This window comes from Rhodococcus pyridinivorans (assembly GCF_900105195.1).
GTDB classification, from domain to species: Bacteria; Actinomycetota; Actinomycetes; order Mycobacteriales; family Mycobacteriaceae; genus Rhodococcus; species Rhodococcus pyridinivorans.
Window position 1 is genome coordinate 2,777,088 of sequence record NZ_FNRX01000002.1, and the last position, 22,495, is coordinate 2,799,582.

1 protein-coding gene is annotated in these 22,495 nt (G+C 73.0%); it reads right to left on the reverse strand.

The window, feature by feature from the left end; genetic code table 11:
* Window positions 1–32: 32 nt before the first annotated feature.
* A complete protein-coding gene (locus BLV31_RS13285) occupies window positions 33–22,073 on the reverse strand; it encodes a non-ribosomal peptide synthetase (RefSeq protein WP_072740590.1) in 22,041 nt (7,346 codons plus the stop codon).
* Window positions 22,074–22,495 lie beyond the last annotated feature (422 nt).

A 22,495-nucleotide genomic window follows, 5' to 3' on the forward strand; every position in this document is an offset into this window, starting at 1 on the left:
AGATCCGGGCCCGGTGAGCGGATGCGTCGAGGTCAGTTCCGGCGGTCCCCGTTGCGTCCGGCGACCTGCACCGCGACTCGTCCCCACCGGCGCAGCGCCGCGTCGCTCTCGGTCAGCCGCGCCGAGAGCACCGCGACGATCGTCTCCACCGCCCGGGCACTCACCATCTCGTGGTGATCGCAGTCGAGCCGGTACTGGTGGATCTCGCCGGCGATCACGTTGTGCCAGGCCGCCACCGCCGGGACCGGGGTCTCCGAGCGGGCCGCGGTGAAGAACAACGCGTCCCCGTCGAAGGTGTTCGGTTCGTGCCGCCGCGCGGCGCGGGCGGTGTCGGTCGACCCGGCGTGCAGCCGTTCGAGGTGGGCGGCGGTCAGGCCGGTGCCGCCCCCGAGCGCCTCGTCGAGCACCGCGGCGGCGTGTTCGAAGCTCGGCTCACCGTCGTCGACGGGAAGCCCGAGATCGCGCAGCATGTCGCGGGTGCCGACGGCCGGGGACGCCCCGACCATCAGGTGGCTGTCGAGCAGGGCGAGGGTGTCGACGATCTCCCCGTCGCGGCGCAGTTCGACGGCGACGGCGTGCGCGACCACCCCGCCGAGCGACCAGCCCAGCAGGTGATATGGGCCGTGCGGCTGCACCCGGCGGATCTCCCGCACGTAGTGGCGGGCCAGCGCGGTGATGGTGTCGTGCCGCGGACCACCGGACAGGGCCGGCAACTGCAGACCGTAGACCGGCCGGTCGTCGTCGAGGCGGTGCGCGAGGGCGCTGTACGGCCAGGCCAGCCCCGCGGCGGGATGGATGCAGAACAGCGCGGTGCCGGTGCCGGGGCGCAGCGGCACGAGCACCCGGAACGCCTCGTCGATGCCGTTGCTCTCCTCGGACTCGCCGCTGCTCAGGTGTGCGGCGAGTTCTGCCGGGGTCGGATGGGTGAAGATCGACGCGATCGGCACCCGCCGCCCGAGTCGTTCCCCGAGCGCCGGTAGCAACCGGGTCGCCAGCAGCGAGGTGCCGCCGAGGTCGAAGAAGTCGTCGTCGACACCGACCCGGTCGAGGCCGAGATGCTCGGCGAACAGGTCGGTGACGAGCTTTTCGAGGTCGGTGCGCGGCGCCCGGTAGTCCCCGACCGGGGCGGTGAAATCCGGGGCGGGCAGCGCGGCGCGGTCGAGTTTGCCGGCCGGGGTGAGCGGGATGTCGTCGAGCACGGTGATCACCGCCGGCACCATGTGCGGCGGAAGATGCTGCGCGATGAACGTTTTCACCTCGGCGGCGGTGATGTCGGTATCGGGGGCGAGGCGGAGGTAGGACACCGGCACGGTCTGCCCGGACGGGGCGGTGTGGCCGAGGGTGTGGGCGAAGACCACCTGCGGGTGCGCGGTCAGCGTGGCGTCGATCTCGCCGAGTTCGACGCGGAAGCCGCGGATCTTGACCTGGAAGTCGGTGCGGCCGACGTAGTCGAGGCGATGATCGGTGGTCCACCGCACCAGATCCCCCGTGCGGTACATCCGCTCCCCCGTGCCGGTGGGATCGGGCACGAACCGGGCGGCGGTCAGCGCGGGCCGGTCGTGGTAGCCGCGGGCCAGACCCGGCCCGGCGACATATAGTTCCCCGGCCACCCCGACCGGGACGGGTTGCAGCCGCCCGTCGAGGACCAGGGCGTGGAAACCGCGGCTGGGGGTGCCGATGGTGACGGGTTCGCCGACGGTGAGCGGCTCGCCGAGGGAGGTCATGATCGTCGCCTCGGTGGGACCGTAGGCGTCGATCACCCGCCGCGACGGCGCCCAGCGTGCCACCAGCTCCGGTGGGAGTGCTTCGCCGGCGACGAGCAGGGTGTGCAGTTCGGGGACGGTGTGCGGGTCGAGCGAGGCCAGCGCGGTGGGGGTGATGAAGGCGTGGCTGACCCGCTGTGCGCGCAGCACCGCGGCGAGCTCGTCGCCGCCGTAGACGTGCGGCGGCACGATCACCAGCGTCGCCGCGGCGCACAGCGCCATTATCTGCTCGAAGATCGACGCGTCGAAGCTCGGCGACGCCAGATGCGACACCCGGGCCGCGGCGGTGACCTGCAGACGGTCGCGTTCCTCCCGGGCGAGGGAGGCCAGGCCGCGGTGGGTGACCGCCACGCCCTTGGGGCGGCCGGTGGAGCCGGAGGTGTAGATCAGGTAGGCCGGATGATCCGGGCGCAGCACCGTCGGCCGGTCTGCGTCGTCGATCGGTGCGAGCGGCCCGGCGGTGAGGTCGAGGTCGTCGAGGACGAGCCAGTCCACCTCGTCGGGCAGCGCGTCGCGGTGCGCGGCGACGGTGATGCCGATGCGCGCGGCACTGTCGTCGAGCATGAAGGCGATGCGGTCGGCCGGATAGGTGGGGTCGACCGGCACGAATGCCGCGCCGCTGCGCACCGTCGCCCACACCGCGGTGACCGATTCGAGCGAGCGCGGGATCGCCAGGGCGATCACCTGTTCGGGTCCGGCGCCGCGGTCGAGCAGGCGCCGCGCGAGCCGGTGCGCGCGGGCGTCGAGTTCGCGGTAGGTGACCTGCCGGTCGTCGTCGATGACCGCGACCGCGTCCGGGGCGGTGGCAACGGCGGTGTCGAGCAGGTGCGGCCACAGCACCGCCGGTTCGGCCTGCGGTCCGATGGCGGGCACCAGCGCGGTGTGTTCTGCGGTGGTGAGCAGGTCGAGATCGCCGACGGGACGGTGCGGGTCGGCGGCGATCGCGTGCAGCAGCCGGGTGAACCGGTCGGCGAAGCCACGCACCGTCTCGGCGTCGAACAGGTCGGTGGCGTAGACGAAGGCGGCGTCGAGGCCACCTTCGGCGTTCTCCCCGACGAGCAGTTCGAGGTCGAAGTTGCACACCGTCGGGTCGAGGGCGACGCCCTGCACGCTCAGGTGCGGCAGTTCCACCGCGGGCAGTTCGGCGGTGTGGAATTCGATGGAGACCTGGAACAGCGGTGAGTGTGCGGTCGAGCGGGTCGGGGCGAGCGCGTCGACGACCCGGTCGAAGGGCAGGTCGGCGTGCGCGAAGGCATCGAGGTCGCTGTCGGTGATGGCGGTGAGCAGCTCGGTGAACGACGCTTGCGCGGGCACCGGGGTGCGCAGCACGACGGTGTTGACGAACATGCCCACCAGATCGTCGAGGGCGCGGTGTCCGCGACCGGCGACCGGCGAGCCGACGGCGATGTCGTCGCTGCCCGACAGGCGGGCGAGCAGCACCGCGAACGCCGCGTGCACGGTCATGAACACGGTGCTGTGCCGGACGGCGGCGAGCTGCTGCAGCCGGGCGAGCAGATCGGCGTCGACGGTGAAGCGGGTGATGTCGCCGCGGAAGGACTGCTGCGGCGGCCGGGGCCGGTCGGTGGGCAGCGGCAGCACCTCCGGCAGCCCCGCGAGGCGCTGCTGCCAGTAGGTGGTCTGGTCGGCGGCGAGGGTGCCGGGGTCGTCCGGGTCGCCGAGCCGGTCGAGTTGCCACAGGGTGTAGTCGGCGTACTGCACCGGCAGCGGTCCGAACGCCGGGGTCTCGCCGCGGCTGCGGGCGGCGTAGGCGATCATCAGGTCGCGGGCCAGCGGGCCGGTGGAGCCGCCGTCGGCGGCGATGTGGTGTACGACCAGCACGGCGAGATGGTCGTCGCGGCCGAAGGAGAACACCCGTGCCCGCACCGGGATGTCGACGGTGACGTCGAATCCGGCGCCGAGGAAGTCGGCGATGGCGGTGTGCACGGTGTCCTCTCCGGCGGGCACCACGTCCAGCGGCAGCGGGGCGTCGGCGGCGGCGAGGATCCGCTGGTGCGGTCCGGCCGCCGACGCCGGGTAGATGGTGCGCAGGCTCTCGTGCCGGGCCAGCACGTCGTGCAGGGCGGCGCCGAGCGCGGCCGGGGACAGATGCCCGGACAACCGGATCGCCAGGGGGATGTTGTAGGCGGCGGAGGTCGGATCGAACTGGTTGATGAACCACAGTCGTTGCTGCGCCGGGGAGAGCGGGATGTGCTCGGGGCGCGGTCCGGCGATCGGGCCGGAGGTGGTGTCGGCGGTGGGTTCCTCGACCTCGGTGGTGGGCCGGTGGTCGAGGTGTGCGGCGAGCGCGGCGACGGTGGGGGCTTCGAACAGGGCGCGCACCGGCACGGGTCGGCCGAGCCGGTCGCCGAGGCGGGCAACGGCGCGGGTGGCGAGCAGTGAGTTACCGCCGAGGTCGAAGAAGTTGTCGTCGACGCCGAGTCGGTCGAGGCCGAGCACGTCGGCGAGTTCGTCGGCGACGAGCGACTCGAGCGGGTCGGTGGGTGCCGGACGGTCGCCGGTGCCGGCGGTCAGGTTCGGTGCGGGCAGGGCGGCGCGGTCGAGTTTACCGACGGGGGTCAGCGGGATCTCGTCGAGCACGCTGATGACGGTGGGCACCATGTGCGCCGGGAGATGCTCGGAGACATGGTATTTCACTGCGGCGTGGTCGATGTCGGCGCCGGGTGCGGGGTGCAGGTGGGCGACGAGGACCGTCTCTCCGCTCGGGGCGCGGTGCGCGACGGTGGCGGCGAATCCGACGGCCGGGTGGGCGGCGAGCACGGCGTCGATCTCGCCGAGTTCGACGCGGAAGCCGCGGATCTTGATCTGGAAGTCGCTGCGGCCGACGTATTCGATGCGCAGATCCCGCCGGTCGAGGTCACCGACCCAGCGCACCAGGTCCCCGGTGCGGTACATGCGTTCGCCGGGGGCGCCGTAGGGGTCGGCGACGAACCGGGCGGCGGTCAGCGCGGGCCGGGCGTGATAGCCGCGGGCCAGGCCCCAGCCGGCCAGGTACAGCTCACCGACGGCACCGAACGGCACGGGTCGCAGCGCGGTGTCGAGGACGACGGCGTGCACCCCGCGCAGCGGACCGCCGAGGGTCAGTGGGTCGTCGACGCCCAGGGGGTCGCTGATCGCGGCCATGATGGTGGTCTCGGTGGGCCCGTAGGCGTCGACGAGACGCCGCCCGGGCGCCCAGGTGGCCTGCAGGTCCGCCGGCCACGCCTCCCCACCGACCGCGAGATCGGTGAGGTCGGTCGGATCCGCCGGGTCGAGGGAGGCGAGCGCGGCGGGGGTGATGAACCCGTGGGTGACCCGCTGCTCGCGCAGCAGCGCGCCGAGTTCGGCGCCGCCGACGATGTGCGGGGGCACGATCACCAGTTCGGCGCCGGACCCGAACGCCAGGAGGTATTCGAAGATCGACGCGTCGAAGCTCGGCGACGAGACGTGCATGACCCGCGCGCCGGGTCCGGCACCGAAGCGGCTGCGCTGGTCGCGGGCGAAGTTGTCCAGGCTGCGGTGGGTGGTGATCACACCCTTGGGGCGGCCGGTCGAGCCGGAGGTGTAGATCAGGTAGGCGGGATGATCGAGCCGCAGCGCGACGGGGCGGTCGGTGTCGTCGATCGTGGTGGTGTCCTCGCCCGCGGCGTCGCGGTCGAGGTCGTCGAGCAGCAGCCACGGCACCGTGTCCGGGAGCCGGTCGCGGTGTGCGGTGGTGGTCACGCCGACGGTGGCGCCGCAGTCGTCGAGCATGAATGCGACGCGTTCGGCCGGATAGCGCGGGTCGACGGGCACGAACGCCGCCCCGGTCTTGGTGATCGCCCACATCGCGGTCACCGACTCGACGGAGCGGGCGATGCCGAGGGCGACGAAGGTCTCCGGTCCGGCGCCGCGGCGCAGCAGCACCCGCGCCAGCCGGGTGGAGCGTTCGTCGAGTTCGCGGTAGGTGAGCACCCGCTCCCCCTCGCGCAGGGCCGGCCGGTCTGGGTGTGCGGCGGCGGTCGCGGTGAGCAGTTGCGGCAGGGCGACGTCGCTGCCCCCGGCCGGGCCGTGCACCGGCAGCAGCGCGTCCTGCTCGGTGGCGGTGAGTGCCGGCAGCGCGGTGATCGGGGCGGCCGGGTCGCCGGTGAGTGCGTCGAGCACAGCGGTGATGCGCGCGGCGATCGCGGCGACGGCGTCGCGGTCGAAGACCTCCGGCAGGTATTTCATGCGCAGGTGCACCGCGGTGTCGGTGTGCACGACCACCGACAGCGGGTAGTGCGCGGCGTCGCGGCCGGTGATGTCGGCGACCCGCATGCCGCCGAGGTCGGTGTCGCGGTCGAGACCGGCGCGTTCGACCGGGTACGACTCGAAGACGGTGAGGGTGTCGAATCGCACGGCGGCCCCGAGGTGCCGGTCGAGGGTGCCCAGGTCGAGATGGTGGTGATCGAGCAGGGCGACCTGTTCGGCCTGCACCCGGTCGACGAGCGCACCGACGGTGTCGTCGGGCCGCACGGTGATGCGCACCGGGACGGTGTTGATGAACAACCCGACCATCGCCTCGATGCCGGGGATCTGCGGTGGCCGCCCGGAGACGGTCGCCCCGAACACCACGTCGGTGCGGCCGGTGAGGGCGCCGAGCACCACACCCCAGGCGGTCTGCACGAGGGTGTTGACGGTGACGCCGCGGGCGGTGGCGGTGTCGTGCAGCCGCACCGACAGAGCGGTGTCCAGGTCGAGGTCGAGGTCCTCGGAGATCCCGGCGGTGGTGCCGGGACGGTGCTGCGGGGCGAGCAGGGTCGGTTCGTCCACTCCGGCGAGGGCGCGGCGGTAGGCGTCGAGGGAGGCTTCCGGGTCGCGGTCGGCGAGCCAGGTGAGGTAGCTGCCGTAGTGCGGCGCCGGGGGCAGTGCCCGCTGGTCCGCGTCGGTGGCGTAGAGCATCAGCAGTTCCCGGATCAGCACCGGGGTGGACCAGCCGTCGAGCAGCAGGTGGTGGTTCGTCAACGCCAGCAGGTGCCGGCCCGGGCCGGTGTGCACGACGGTCGCGCGCAGCAGCGGCGTGGTCTCGGTGTCGAAGCGGGTGCGTCGATCGAGGGCGAGCAGTTGCGCGGCGGCGTCGTCCGGGTCGGGGTCGTCGCTGGTGTCGGCGACGGTGAACGGCACTTCCACGTGGGTGGGGATGACCTGGACGTGTCCGTCGCCGGCGGCGGGGAACGCTGCGCGCAGCGCCGGATGCCGGTCGAGCAGCAGTTGCAGGGAGCGGCGCATCCGGCTCGCGTCGACCTCGCCGCGCAGGTCGAGGACGAGCTGCACGATGTAGGCGTCGGGGCGGTCCCCGGCGAGCAGGGCGTGGAAGAGCAGCCCGGTCTGCAGCGGCGCGGTCGGCCACACGGTGTCCAGGGGCCCGTAGCGTTGCTCGAGGCGTTCGATGACGTCCTGGTGCAGTCGCACCAGCGGCAGATCCGAGGGGGTCAGGCCACCGGCGTGCGGGCTGCGGGTGTGCCGGGTCAGTGCGGTGGCGGCGGTGGCGAAGTGGTGCGCGAGGGCGGTGACGTCGGTGTCGTCGAGCAGCCCGGCCGGGTACGACCAGTGCACCTCGAGTACCGGCCCGGTGGGGGTGTCGGTGGTGACGGCGTTGATGTCGAGCACCGCGGCGGCGGGCATGTCCGGGCTCTGTGCCCCGCCGTGGGGGAAGCCGTCGATGGGCAGCCAGGGGGTGTCGGTGTCGGTGACCCCGGCGGTGGGGCGGCCGAGATAGTTGAAGCTGACCTGCGGCGTCGGTGCGTTCGCGAGTTCGGTGGCGGTGTCGGGGTCGAGATAGCGCAGCAGCCCGAAGCCGGTGCCGTGGTCGGGGACGGCGGCGAGGTGTTCCTTGACGGTCTTGACGGCGCGACCGGCGGCCGGGCCGGCGGCGAGCGCGTCGTCGAGGTCGATGCCGGTCAGGTCCAGGCGCAGCGGGTGGATGGTGGTGAACCAGCCGACGGTGCCGGACAGGTCGGCGCCGGCGGCGGCATTGCTGTCGCGGCCGTGCCCTTCGAGGTTGAGCAGCAGCTGGGCCGGGTGGTGGCCGCGGTCGCGGCGCCACGCCGCCACCGCGAGGGCGAGTGCGGTGAGCAGGCCGTGGTCGACGGCGCCGTGGAAGGCGTTGGGCACGGCGGTGAGCAGCGCCTCGGTGACGGAGGTGGGCAGTTCGGTGGCGACGGTGATGACGGTGGCGTTGGTGTCGCGGACCGGATCGAAGGGGCGGTGCCCGAGCGGCGGGTTCGGTCCGTCGAGCGTGGCGCGCCAGAAGTCGAGTTCGGTGCGGCGGGTGGGGGCGGCGTCACGCAGGGCGTGGGCCCAGCGGCGCACGCTGGTGCCGGTGTGGAGGGGCAGCAGCGCACCACTCGTGGCACCGTCGGCCGCGGCGGCCGCCCACGCGGCGGCCAGGTCGGGGACGAGGATGCGCCAGGACACCCCGTCGACGGCGAGATGGTGGATGACGATGAGCAGTCGGCCGGCGCCGCTGGTGGCGTCGAACCACACCAGCTGCACCACCCGCCCGCTGTGCGGGTCGAGTCGGTCGGCGGCGGCGTCGAGTTCGGCGGCGGCCAGGGCGAAGAAGTCGTCGCTGTCCGCGGCGCTGGTCACCGGCACCCGGTGGATGACGGTGTCGACGTCGACGCTGCCCGGGGCGGGCACGTGCAGGACGTGCCCGCCGGGGACGTCCGGCACCGCGTGCAGGTGCACGCGCAGCATGTCGTGCCGGTCGAGGACCGCGGTGACGATCGCCCGCAGCGTCGCCGCGTCCAGGCCGGTGGGCAGGCGCAGCAGCAGCGCCTGCGAGTAGCGGCCGATGCTGCCGCCGCGGTCGAGCATCCAGTGCGCGATCGGCGGTAGCGGCATGTCCCCGACCCCACCGCCGGGCAGCTCCGCGAGGGTTTCGGTGGGGGTGGCGGTGCCGACGACGGCGGCGAGCGCGGCGGGGGTCTTGTGTTCGAACACTTCGCGCGGAGTCAGGTCCAGGCCGGCAGCCTTCGCGCGGGAGACCAGCTGGATGGACATGATCGAATCGCCGCCCAGGGCGAAGAACGAATCGTCCACCCCCACCGTCGGCAGACCGAGGACCTGCGCGAACAGTTCCACCAGCACCGTTTCGTGGCCGCGCGCGGGGGCGCGGGAGACGGTGGTGCGGGCGGCGAAGTCGGGGGCGGGCAGCGCGCGCCGGTCGAGTTTGCCGGTTGCGGTGACCGGCAGCGTGTCGAGCACCATCAGGGTGGACGGCAGCATGTACGCGGCGAGTTCCCCGGCGGCATGCTCGAGCACCACGTCGACGTCGAGGTCGTGGCCGGGTTCGGGTACCGCGTAGCCGACGAGCCGGTCGGTACCGGAGGCCGGGTCGGTGTGGACGACGACCACGGCGCGGCCGACACCGGGGGCGCGCAGCAGCGCCGCTTCGATCTCGCCGAGCTCGATGCGGAAACCGCGCAGCTGCACCTGGAAGTCGGCGCGGCCGAGATATTCGATCTCGCCGTCGCGGGTGCGGCGCGCCAGGTCCCCGGTGCGGTAGATCCGGTCGCCGGGGGCGCCGTGCGGGTCGGCGACGAACCGGGTGGCGGTCGGATCGGGGCGGTGCAGGTAGCCGCGGGAGAGCTGGGCGCCGGAGACGTACAGTTCGCCGATCACCCCGGTGGGCACCGGATGCAGCCGGTTGTCGAGGATGTGCAGGCGCAGCGACGGCAACGGTGGGCCGATCAGGCTTGCCGCGGCGGTGGCAGCGAGTTCGCGGGTGATGGTGCGGGCGGTGACGTGCACGGTGGTCTCGGTGATGCCGTACATGTTCACCAGCGTCGGGGCGGTGTCGTCGTGGCGCCGGTACCAGCGGTCGAGCTGCCCGAAGTCGAGGGCTTCCCCACCGAAGATCACCCGGCGCAGCGCCGGCAGGTCGGTGCCGGCGGCGCGGTCGGCGTCGATGAGCTGGTAGAAGGCCGTCGGGGTCTGGTTGAGCACGGTGACCCGTTCGCGGCGCAGCAGTGCCAGGAATTCCTGCGGGTTACGGGCGGTGTGGTAGTCGACGACGACGAGCCGGCCACCGTGGGCGAGGGCGCCCCACAGTTCCCACACCGAGAAGTCGAAGGCGTAGGAGTGGAACAGTGTCCACACATCGGAGGCGTCGAAACCGAACATCTCGGTGGTGTCGGTGAGCAGGGTGACGACGGTGCGGTGCGGGACCATCACGCCCTTGGGGCGGCCGGTGGAGCCGGAGGTGTAGATGACGTACGCCGCCGCCTCCGGGTGCACGCGTGGCAATCCGTCACCGCCGCTGGGCATCTCGTCGAGGCGGGTGCGCACGGCCGGGTCGTGCAGGTCCACGATCGGCGGGGTGTGCGGGGGCAGAGCGGTGGCGTGGTCGGCGGTGGTGAGCAGGCACACCGGGGCCGCGTCGTCGAACATGTACGCGAGCCGGTCCGGGGGGAACGCCACGTCGATGGGCAGATAGGCGGCGCCGCTGTGCAATACGGCGAGCAGCGCGACGATCAGGTCGGTGCCGCGCGGCAGGGCGACGGCGACGAGCCGGTCGGGTCCGGCGCCGTGCTCGACGAGCAGCCGCGCCAGGCGCTGCACCCGGTCGGTGAGCTCGTCGTAGCGCAGCGTCCCGTCGGGGGCGGTGACCGCGATCGCCGCCGGGTCGAGTCCGGCGCCGCGGGCGTACAGATCGAGCAGCGACGCCGAGGCGGAGCCGAGCACGCTCGCCGTGGCCGGGCGCAGCGGCGCCGGGGCGGTGGGACGTTCGTCGTCGGTGAGCAGGTCGACGTCGCCGATGGGGCGGTGCGGGTCGGCGGTGACCGCGTCGAGCAGCCGCACCAGCCGCTGCGCGAAGGAGGCGACGGTGTCGGGATCGAACAGGTCGGTGGCGTAGGTGAACGCCGCGGGCATTCCGTCGCTCTCCCCTGTTCCGGTCGGGTCTGGATCCTGCAGGGTCAGTTGCAGGTCGAACTTGGCGACGGGCAGCTCCGGGTCGAGGGCGTCGACCTCGAGTTCGGGCAGCACCAGGTGGGCCCGTTCGGTGTTGCCGTATTCGAGCACCACCTGGAACAGCGGGGACCGGTCGGTCTCGCGGGCCGGGGCGAGCACGTCGACGAGGGTCTCGAAGGGCAGCTCGGTGTGCCCGAAGGCCGCGAGGTCGATCTCGCGGGTGCGGTGCAGGTGGTCGGTGAACGACAGCGCCCCGTCGACGGGGGTGCGCAACACCACGGTGTTGACGAACATGCCGACCAGGTCGTCGAGGGCGCGGTGGCCGCGACCGGCGACCGGGGAGCCGATGACGATGTCGGATGTGCCGGTCAGGCGGGCCAGCAGCGCCGCGAACGCTGCGTGCACGGCCATGAACACGGTGGTGTCGTGCTCGGCGGCCAGCGCCTCGAGGCGCCGCTGCACGTCGGCGGGCACGGTGAAGCGGTGCAGGGCGCCGTGGAAGCTGCGCTGGGTGGGGCGCGGCCGGTCGGTGGGCAGCGGCAGCAGTTCGGGGGCGTCGGCGAGGGTGTCGCGCCAGAACCGCAGCTGCGCGGCGGCGAGGGAGGTCGGGTCGTCCGGGTCGCCGAGCAGCCGGCGCTGCCACAGGGCGTAGTCGGCGTACTGCACCGGCAGCGGCGACCGATCCGGGTCCGTCCCGCCGGTGCGGGCGGTGTAGGCGAGCATCAGGTCGCGGGCCAGCGGCGCCATCGACGAGCCGTCCGCGGCGATGTGGTGCACCACCACCGCCAGGACATGGGCGTGCTCGTTCAGGCGCCACAGCCGTAGCCGCACCGGCACCGCCGCGGCCACGTCGAAACCGGCACCGATGAAGTCGGCGAGGTCGGTGGGCAGGTCGTCGCCGGTGACCGGCCGCGCCGTGAGCGCCGGCAGCACCCGGTCGGTGTCGACGACGACCTGGCGCGGGCCCTGTTCGTCGCCGGGATACCAGGTGCGCAGGCTCTCGTGCCGGTCGAGCACGTCGCGCACCGCTCCGGTCAGTGCCGCGACGTCGAGGCGGCCGGACAGGCGGATGGCGAGCGGAATGTTGTAGGCGGCGGAGGTGGTGTCGAACTGGTTGACGAACCACATGCGTTGCTGGGCCGGGGACAGCGGCAACCGTTCGGGCCGGTCGGCGGCGACCAGCGGCACCCGTCCGTGCCCACCGTGATCGTCGAGGATCCGCGCGGCGAGCGCCCGCACTGTGGGCGCCTCGAACAGGGCGCGGACCCCGGCGTCGGTGCCGAGCGCGGCGTTGAGGCGGGCGACGACGCGGGTGGCGATCAGCGAGTTGCCGCCGAGATCGAAGAAGTTGTCGTCGACGGAGACCTGCGGGTGCCCGAGGACCTCGGCGACGATCTCGGCGACGGTTGCCTCGAGGTCGGTGCTCGGGGGACGGTAGTCGCCGCCGAGCCGTGTCAGGTCCGGCACCGGCAGGGCGCGGCGGTCGAGTTTGCCGACCGGGGTCAGCGGCAGCTCGTCGAGCACCACCACCGCGGCGGGCACCATGTGACCGGGCAGCCGCGCCGCGGCCCAGGCGCGCAGTGCCCGCGGATCGATCTGCGTGGCGGTGGTGTCGGGCAGTATGTAGGACACGAGCACGGTGTCGCCGCTGGGTGCGGGGTGCCCGATGGTGTGGGCGAAGGCGATCGCGTCGTGGGCGGTGAGCGCGGCGTCGATCTCGCCGAGTTCGATGCGGAAGCCGCGCACCTTGACCTGGAAGTCGGAGCGGCCCAGATATTCGACGGTGCCGTCGTGCCGCCAGCGCACCACATCCCCGGTGCGGTACATGCGTTCGCCGGGGGTGCCGTAGGGGTCGGCGACGAACCGGGCGGCCGTGAGGTCGGGGCGGCGATGGTAGCCGCGGGCCACGCCCGGCCCGGCGATGTACAGCTCGCCGGCCACCCCGACGGGGACGGGCCGCAGCCGGTCGTCGAGGACGGTCTGGTGGAAGCCGACGGCGGGCCCGCCGATGGTGACGGTGTGCCCGGGCCGCAGTTGCGGGCTGACGCTGGTCTCGATGGTGGCCTCGGACGGGCCGTAGCCGTTGAACATGCGCCGTCCCGGTGCCCAGCGCGCCACCAGTTCCGGTGGGCAGGCCTCGCCGGCGACGACGAGGACCTCGAGGTCGTCGAGTCCGGTGGGGTCGAGGGAGGCGAGCGCGGTGGGGGTGATGAAGGCGTGGGTGACCTTCTCCTCGCGCAGCAGCCGGGCGAGTTCGTCGCCGCCGTAGATGTCCGGCGGCACGATCACCAGGGTGGCGCCGGCGCAGAACGCCTTGGTGAACTCGAAGATCGACGCGTCGAAGCTCGGCGACGCCAGGTGCGAGACGCGAGCCTGGTGGGTGATGGTGAAGTGGCTGCGCACCTCGGCGTTGAGGTTGGTCATGCCGCGGTGGGTGACCACCACGCCCTTGGGGCGGCCGGTGGAGCCGGAGGTGTAGATCAGGTAGGCCGGGTGGTCGAAGTGCAGCGCGGCGGTGCGGTCGGCGTCGGTGATGGGTGCGTCGCTCGTCGCGGCGATCCGGGCGGCGACGGCGTCGTCGTCGAGCACCAGCCACGGCACCTGCACCGGCAGCGCGTCGCGGTGCGCGGCGGTGGTGATGCCGAGGGCGGCAGCGCTGTCGGTGAGCATGTAGCTCACCCGCTCCGGTGGGTAGGCGGGGTCGACGGGCACGAACGCCGCGCCGGTCTTGGTGACCGCCCACACCACCGCGACCGATTCGAGCGAGCGGGTCAGCGCGAGCGCGACGACGGTTTCCGGGCCGATCCGGTGCTCGTCGACGAGCAGCCGCGCCACGCGGGTGGACCAGGCGTCGAGTTCGGCGTAGGTGATCTGCCGGTCGGCGAAGCGCAGGGCGACCGCGTCGGGCAGGATCGCGGCGATCGAGGTGAGCAGTTCCGGCCACAGTTGCGGTGAGACCGGTGGCAGGCCCCGCGCCGGGGTCAGGTCGGCCAGTTCCCGGTCGGTGACGATGTCGATGTTGCCGACCGCGATGTCGGGGGTGTCGGTGATCGCCTCGACGATGCGCACGAACCGGTCGGCGAACGAGGCGACGGTGGCGGCGTCGAACAGGTCGGTGGCGTAGGTGAACGACGCGCGGATGCCGGCGGGGCCGTCGGCGTCGGTGGTCTCGGCGATGGACAGCTGCAGGTCGAACAGCGCCAGCATCGGGTCGAGGTCGATCACCCGCACCGACAGGTCGGGCAGTTCGATCTCGGGGCGTTCGGTGTCCTGGAATTCGAGCAGCACCTGGAACAGCGGGGTGTAGGCGGTCGAGCGGGGCGGGTCGAGGACCTCGACGAGCCGCTCGAAGGGCACCTCGGTGTGCCCGAAGGCGGTCAGGTCGCCGGTGCGGATGCGGTCGAGCAGCGCGGTGAACGGCTCGTCGTCGTCGACGCGGGCGCGCAGCACCACGGTGTTGACGAACATGCCGACCAGGTCGTCGAGGGCCCGGTGGCCGCGCCCGGCGACGGGGGTGCCGACGACGATGTCGTCGCTGCCGGACAGGCGGGCGAGCAGCACCGTCAGTGCGGCGTGCACCAGCATGAACACCGACGCGTCGTGGGCGCGGGCGATGTCGAGCAGCCGGCGGTGCGCGGCCGCGTCGAGGGTGAACGGGATGCGGGCGCCGCGCCGCGACGGCTGCACCGGGCGGGGCCGATCCAAGGGCAGTTCGAGCAGTTCCGGGGCGCCGGTGAGGGTTGCGCGCCAGAACCGGAGCTGTTCGGCGGCCAGGGAGGTCGGGTCGGTGTCGTCGCCGAGCACCCGGTGCTGCCAGAGGGTGTAGTCGACGTACTGCACCGGCAGCGGGGTCCACTGCGGGGTCTGCCCGGCGTGGCGGGCGCTGTAGGCGGCGATGACGTCGCGGGCCAGCGGCCCCATGGAGAAACCGTCGGCGGCGATGTGGTGGGCGACGAGCACGAGCACGTGCTCGTCCTCGGCCAGGGCGAGCACCCGGATGCGGGTGGGGATCTCGGTGGCCACATCGAATCCGGCCGCGAGGATCGGGGTGAGCTCGCTGTCGAGGTCGGTGCCGTCGTCGACGGTGAGCATCACCAGATCGGGGACGGCGGCGCCGGTGGGCACCACGACCTGCACGGGCCCGTCGTCGGTGAGCGGATAGCGGGTGCGCAGCGATTCGTGCCGGGCGACGACGTCGCCGATGGCGTGCTGCAGCGCCGCCTGATCGAGCCGGCCGCTCAGGCGCAGCGCGACGGCGATGTTGTAGGCCGGGGAGGTGGTGTCGAACTGGTTGATGAACCACATCCGCTGCTGCGCCGGGGACAGCGGGACCGGGTCGGGGCGCGGCCCGGCCACCGGGGCGCCGCGCCCGGCGCCGGTGCGGTCGGGCTGGTCGAGATGCGCGGCGAGATCGGCGACGACCGGATGATCGAAGATCTCCCGGATGCCGAGCTCACCGCCGGTGTCCGCGGCGAGCCGGGCGGCGGCGCGCATCGCGAGCAGGGAGGTGCCGCCGAGGTCGAGGAAGTGGTCGTCGGCGCCGACCCGGTCGACGCCGAGCAGGTCGGCGAAGACGGTGGCGACGAGCTGTTCGGTGGGGGTGCGCGGCGCCCGGTAGCCACCGGCGGCGGTCGGTGCCGGCGGAGCGGGCAGCGCGTTGCGGTCGAGTTTGCCGTTGGGGCCGACCGGCAGCGCGTCGAGGACGACGAGGGCGGCGGGCACCATGTAATCCGGCAGGTGCGCGGCGAGATCGGCGGTGACCGCGGCGGTGTCGATGCTGCGGCCCGGGGTGGGCACGAGATAGCCGGTGAGCCGGTCGTCGGCGCCGTGGTGGACGAGCACCACCGCCTGTCCGATCTCCTCGCGGGCGCGCAACACCTGCTCGATCTCCCCGAGCTCGATGCGCAGACCGCGGATCTTGACCTGGAAGTCGGTGCGCCCCAGGTACATCAGGGCACCGTCGGCGCGGCGGGTGGCCAGATCCCCGGTGCGGTACATCCGCTCCCCCGGCGCCCCGAACGGGTCGGCGACGAACCGGTCGGCGCTCAGTCCCGGGCGGTCGAGATAGCCGCGGGCGAGCTGGATCCCGGCCAGATACAACTCGCCGGCGGCGCCGGCGGGCACCGGATGCAGCCGCGCGTCGAGCACGTAGGCGCGGGTGTTCCACACCGGCAACCCGATCGGCACCGACCCGGCACCGGTGTCGGTGGTGGTCCAGGCGGTGACGTCCACCGCGGCCTCGGTGGGCCCGTACAGATTGTGCAGGGCGGTGTGCGGCAGCGCCTCCCGCAGCGCGGCGGCGGTCTCGGCGGGCAGCGCCTCCCCCGACGCGAACACGTGCCGCAGCGCGAGCGGCTCCCGGCCGCGGCCGTGCAGGGCGTCGACGAACACCGCGAGCATCGACGGCACGAAATGCGCCACGGTGACCCGCTCCTCGGCGAACAGCCGCAGCAGGTAACCGGGATCGCGGTGCCCGCCGGGGGCGGCGACGGCCAGCCGCGCCCCGACCTGCAGCGGCCAGAAGAACTCCCACACCGACACGTCGAAGGTGGCGGGGGTCTTCTGCACCACCGTGTCGTCGGCGGTCAGCGGATAGGTGTGCTGCATCCAGCGCAACCGGTTGACGATCGCGGCGTGCGGCACCGCCACCCCCTTGGGGCGGCCGGTGGAGCCGGAGGTGAAGATCACGTAGGCGAGATGCGCGCCGGTCGGCTCCGGTCGATCCGCCGAGGTGAGGGCCGCCGGGGATTCGTCGGCGAGGTCGAGGCGGTCGATGCGCAGCACCTCGGCGCCGGTGTCGGGCAGGGCGTCGGCGACATCGCTGGTGGTGAGCACCGCGCGCGGGGCGGCGGTGTCGAGGACGTAGCGCAGCCGCTCGGCGGGATGCTCCGGATCCAGCGGCAGGTAGGCGGCACCGCTCTTGACGATCGCGTACATGCCGACGAGCAGATCCAGCGACCGCGGCGCGGCGAGGGCGATCACCCGGTCCGGTCCGGCGCCGGCGCGCAGCAACCGCCGCGCGAGCCGGTTGGTGACCGCGTCGAATTCGGCGTAGCCGAGGGTGCGGCCGTCGACGGTGACGGCCGGGGCGTCCGGGGTCGCGGCGACCTGCGCGGCGAACAGTTCCCCGAGGGTGGTGGCGGGTCCGGTGTCGGCGGTGGTGGCGTTCCACGTGTCGAGAACGGTGCGGCGTTCGTCGGCGGTGAGCAGCTCCACGTCGCCGACCGGCACCGCCGGATCCGCGGTGACCGTCTCGAGCAGCCCCACGAGGCGCTGCCCGATCGCGGCGGCGGTGGCGGGATCGAACAGGTCGGTGGCGTAGGACAGCGCGCCGCGCAGTGCGTGGGTGCGGCCGTCGCCGTCGGCGACCGCGCCGAGCTGCAGATGCAGGTCGAATTTGGTGGTGTGAGTGTCGATTTCGGCGATGTCGACGTCCAGGCCGGGCAGGGTCAGGTGCGCGGCGGTGGTGTCGGAGAAGGCGAGCATCACCTGGAACAGCGGCGAGTAGGCCGCCGAGCGGGCGGGCACTACGGCGTCGACGAGCCGGTCGAACGGCAGGTCGGTGTGCGCGAAGGCCGCCAGGTCGGTGTCGCGCACCGCGGCGAGGAAGTCTGCGAAGGACAGGTCGGCGGGTACGGCGGTGCGCAGCGCGACGGTGTTGACGAACATGCCGACCAGGTCGTCGAGGTGGCGGTGGCTGCGCCCGGCGACGGGGGTGCCGACGACGATGTCGTCGCCGCCGGACAGGCGGGCCAGCAGCACCGCCAGGGCGGCGTGCACGACCATGAACTCGGTGGCGGTGTGGGCGTGGGCGAGCTGCCGGATCCGCCCGTACAGCTCCGGGGCGATCTCGACGTCGACGCTCGCGCCGCGGAAGGACTGCTGCGGTGGGCGCGGCCGGTCGGTGGGCAGCGCCAGCAGGTCGGGGGCGCCGGTGAGGATCTCGCGCCAGTACTCGAGTTGCCGGGCGGCGCGGGAGGTCGGGTCGTCGACGTCGCCGAGCAGATCCGCGAACCACAGGGTGTAGTCGGCGTACTGCAGCGGCAGCGGCGCCCAGTCCGGGGCGGTGCCCGCGGCGCGGGCGGCGTAGGCGGTGACCAGATCCCGGGACAGCGGTGCCAGCGACGCGCCGTCGGCGGCGATGTGGTGCACCACCACGGCGAGCACGTGCTCGTCGCCGGCGACGCGGAACAGCCGCATCCGCAGCGGCGGGTCGACGGTGACGTCGAAACCGGCCGCGACCACCGCCGCGACGTCCGCGTCGAGATCGTCCGTGACCGTGGGGGTCAGATCCAGGGCGAGCGCGTCGACGGGCAGCACCTGCTGGATCGGCCCGGCCGGGGTGGCCGGGTAGACGGTGCGCAGCGCCTCGTGCCGGTCGAGCACATCGCGGGTCGCCGCGACCAGCGCCGCGTGGTCGAGGGCGCCGCGCAGCCGCAGCGCGATCGGGATGTTGTAGGCGGCCGAGGACGGGTCGAGCTGGTCGACGAACCACAGGCGTTGCTGGGCGGCGGAGACCGGGATGCGGTCCGGGCGCGGCAGCACCGGCGCCGGGGCGAGCCGGTCGACGTCGTCACCGGCGGGCAGGTTCGCCGCCAGCGCCCGCACGGTGGGGGCCTCGAACAGCGACCGCACCCCCAGATCGGTGCCGAAGGCGTCGTTGATGCGGGAGATCACCCGGGTGGCGACCAGCGAGTTGCCGCCGAGCTCGAAGAAGCTGTCGTCGGCACCGACCTCGGCGACGCCGAGCTGGTCGGCGAAGATCGCGGCCAGCGCGGTCTCGGTCGGCGACATCGCCGCCGCCCCACCGGCGCCGGCGAAGACCGGTTCGGGCAGTGCCGTGCGGTCGAGTTTGCCGACGGCGGTCAGCGGGATCTCGTCGAGCACCATGATCGCGGCGGGCACCATGTGGGCGGGCAACCGCGCCGCGAGCGCCGCGGCCAGCTGCTCCGGGTCGAGGGTGCAGCCGGCATCGGGCAGCACATAGGACACGAGCATCTGTTCCCCGGAGGGCGCGGCGCGGCCCAGGGTGACGGCGAAGGCGACGTCGGGGCGGTCGCTGAGGGCGGCGTCGATCTCGCCGAGTTCGATGCGGAACCCGCGGATCTTGACCTGGAAGTCGGAGCGGCCGAGATATTCGACGGTCACCGAGCGGGCGGGACGGTGCGGGTCGCGGATGCGCCAGCGGGTGACGTCACCGGTGCGGTACATGCGCGAGCCGGGAGGGCCGAAGGGGTCGGCGACGAAACGGGTGGCGGTCAGGCCCGGCCGGTCGTGATAGCCGCGGGTGACGCCCGGCCCGGCGATGTACAGCTCCCCGGCGATCCCGACCGGCACCGGGTGCAACCGGCCGTCGAGGATCAGCTCGTCGATACCGCACACCGGGTGGCCGATGGTGACGGTCTCCCCCGGCACCAGCATGTCGGTGATATTGCAGACGATGGTGGTCTCGGTGGGCCCGTACGCGTTGTACATCCGGCGGCCGGGTGCCCAGCGCGCCACCAGTTCCGGTGGGCACGCCTCGCCCGCGACGGTGACCGCCTCGCATTCGACGCCGGTCGGGTCCACCGACGCCAGCGCGGCCGGGGTGGAGAACAGGTGGGTGACCTGTTCGCGGCGCAGCAGCGCCGCCAGTTCGTCGCCGCCGTAGATGTGGGCGGGCACCACCACGAGGGTCGCGCCGATGGCGAAGGCGGTCATGTACTCGAAGATCGACGCGTCGAAGCTCGGCGAGGAGAAGTGCGAGACCCGGGCCGCCGGGGGTGGGGCCAGGCGGGTGTGCAGGGTCGCCGACAGGTTCGCCAGGCCGCGGTGCGGCACCACCACACCCTTGGGGCGGCCGGTGGAGCCGGAGGTGTAGATCAGGTAGGCGGGATGGTCGAACAGCAGGGTGGCCGGCCGGTCGTCGTCGGTGACCGGCTCATCGCTCGCCTGCGCGATCCGCGCGTCGAGATCCGGATCGAGGACGAGCCAGGGCACCGTGTCGGGCAGCTCGTCGCGGTGCGCGGCGGTGGTCAGGCCCAGGATCGCCCCGGAGTCGGTGAGCATGTACTCGATGCGTTCGGCCGGATACTTCGGGTCGACGGGCACGAAGGCGGCCCCGGACTTGGCGATCGCCCAGATCACCGCCACCGATTCGAGGGAGCGGGTGATGCCGACCGCGACGAAGGTCTCCGGTCCGGCGCCGGCGTCGATGAGGACGCGGGCGAGCCGGTTGGACCAGGCGTCGAGTTCGCCGTAGGTCATGCGCCGGTCCTCGCACACCACCGCCTCGGTGTCCGGCACCACCGCGGCGACCGCGCACAGGATCTCCGGCAGGGTCTGCGCGGAGCGGGCCGGGTCGCCGTGCGCCGGGACCAGACCGGCGACCTCGTCGCTGCCGACGAACGGCAGATCCCCGATGGGCAGGTGCGGGTCGGTGAGCACCGCGGTCAGGGCGCGGCCGAGTCGCCGGCCGGTGGTGGTGGCGGTGTGCGCGTCCACCCGGTCGGGCCGGTAGCCGGTGCGGACCTGCAGGGCGGTTCCGGTGGTGTCGATCGTCACGCGTAGCACCGCGTCCGCGGGGGCGGAGGTCGGGTCGTCGAGGGTGAGCACCACCGGGCAGGCGGGGGCGAGGCCGGCGAGCACGGCCGGGTCGACCTCGGCGTGGGCGGCGAGATCGGCGCCGAGGGTGCGCACGCGCCGCACCAGCTCGGCGAAGGGCTCGGCCGGGTCCAGCTCGACGCGCAGCGGCAGCACCCGCCCGTCGCGGGCCACGCCGACGAGGACGTCGTCGTGACCGGTGAGCCGGGCGATGAGAGCCGCCGTGGCGGCGTGCAGCACGGCGGCGACGGTGGTGTCCGGGGCGTCGCCCTCGGTGGTGGCGAAACGCGCGGCGAGCGCCGCGGCCGTGACCGCCAGGCGGTCCTCGACGTCGGCGGGGGTGTCGTCGGCGGGGGCGGTGACGGGGCGGGGCAGTTCGAGGCGTTCGGCGGCGTCGGCGAGCTGCTGCCGCCAGAAACCGGCGTCGGCGGCGGCGCGGCGGCGCTGCTCGCCCAGGGTCACGCTGGCCGGATGGATCACGGCGACCGCGCGGTCGGGGGCGCTGCGCAGGAAATCGTCGAGCAGTTCGACGAACCGGTCGTGGTGGGCACGGAGTTCGTCCTCGTCGTAGCGGTGCGGGTTGCCGCGGAAGTCGAGGAAGGTCCGGGCCGGGTCGCCGCTCTGATAGATGTTGACCAGCAGGTCCTCGACGGGACCGGAGGTCATGATGTGGAACTCGCCGCGGATGTCGCCGAGCACGATCTCCTGCCGGAACAGCATGACGTTGACCATCGGCCCGGCATAGCGGTACGGGTCGCCGGCGGCGCCGGTCTCGCGGCGGATGTCCTCGAGGCTGAATCGCTGGTGGCGCAGCGCCCCGGTGAGTTCGAGCTGCACCCGCCGCACCAGGTCGGTGCGGGTGTCGTCCGGTTCGAGAAAGATGTGCAGCGGCGCGGTGTTGACGAGCATGCCGCCGGAGCGGCGGGCCATGGCGGTGGTGCGGGCGAAGACCGGCAGGTTGATCATCACGTCGTCGCGGCCGGTCATCCGCGCCAGATAGCACGCGAACGCCGCGATGACCGCCGCCGTCGAGGACAGTCCCGGTTCGTCGTCGACCGCGGTCAGCGCGTCGACGAGGTCGTCGGGGAGGGTGTGGCTCGACAGCAGCGACACCGCCGCGGTGGGGGCGTCGCGTTGCGCCAGAGTCGAGCCGTCCTCGAGTCCGGCGACCCGCTCGATCCAGTAGTCGCGGTCGGTGCGGTAGCGCTCGGAGGTGCGGTACTCGCGGTCCCAGTCGTACAGGGCGCGCAGGTCGGCGGCTTTCGACGGTTCCGGCTCGCGGCCGTCGATCTCCGCGGTGTAGAGGGCGGCGATGCGGTTGACCATGGTCATCGCCGCGAATCCGTCGAGGGCGACGTGGTGGATGCGGGCGTACCAGAGGAACCGGTCGTCGGCGACCTGCAGGATCGTCATGTTCACCAGCAGGTCGTTCGCCAGGTCCACCGGGGTGGCGTAGTCGGCGGTCATCCACTCGTGCGCCGCGGCCATCGGGTCGGGTTCGCCGCGGAAGTCGAGCAGCGGGATCCCGTTGCGGTCCTCGACGGTGGGGTCGACGTACTGGACGGGTTCACCGTCGACGTCGACGACCCGCAGATAGGCGGACCGGAACTCGGCACCGGCGCGATATCCGCAGCGACGCAGCAGATCCAGGTCCGGGGCGCCGCGCAGATCCACATACTGCGCGATGCACACGGGTACCTCGGGTGCGAGCTGCTGCGCGAACCAGATGGCCCGTTGCGCGGACGACAGCGGGAAAGCGCCGGCCGGTATCTGCGGACGACGGTGTCGCAGCGACATGTCCCCTCCGAAAGCGATGTTGTTGGCCGTGATCGGCGTGTGTCCCCCGACATCGCGTGCAGGGGCCGACCCCGGTGCCGCTGGGCGTGCGGCGCCGCGATCGGACCCCCGTTCGATCGTGTGATCCCGTGTGACCGGGACCACACAACAAGCTAGACCACCTGTGCGACCGGTACGACCGGATTGCGGCGACGACCGCACCACCACCCGCCGATGCGCCCCGGAGGCCGTGCCCGTGCCGCGACAGGACCGGTACGGAACCGCGAGTGACCTCGGAAATCGTTCCCGTGCAGGGGATCGGTCGCGTTTCGATAACGTTTTCCCGACGGCCGGGAGGAATGCCCTGTTCGTGACCGGAGTGACGAATGAGGTCGGCGTCGAAGCAGGATCGGGCTCGCCGGAAACGCCCCGAAACCGGACAG

What these genes read in the sequence shown, in the direction of transcription:
- BLV31_RS13285 (WP_072740590.1), bottom strand. Translation starts at nt 22,073, where the DNA reads ATGTCGCTGCGACACCGTCGTCCGCAGATACCGGCCGGCGCTTTCCCG.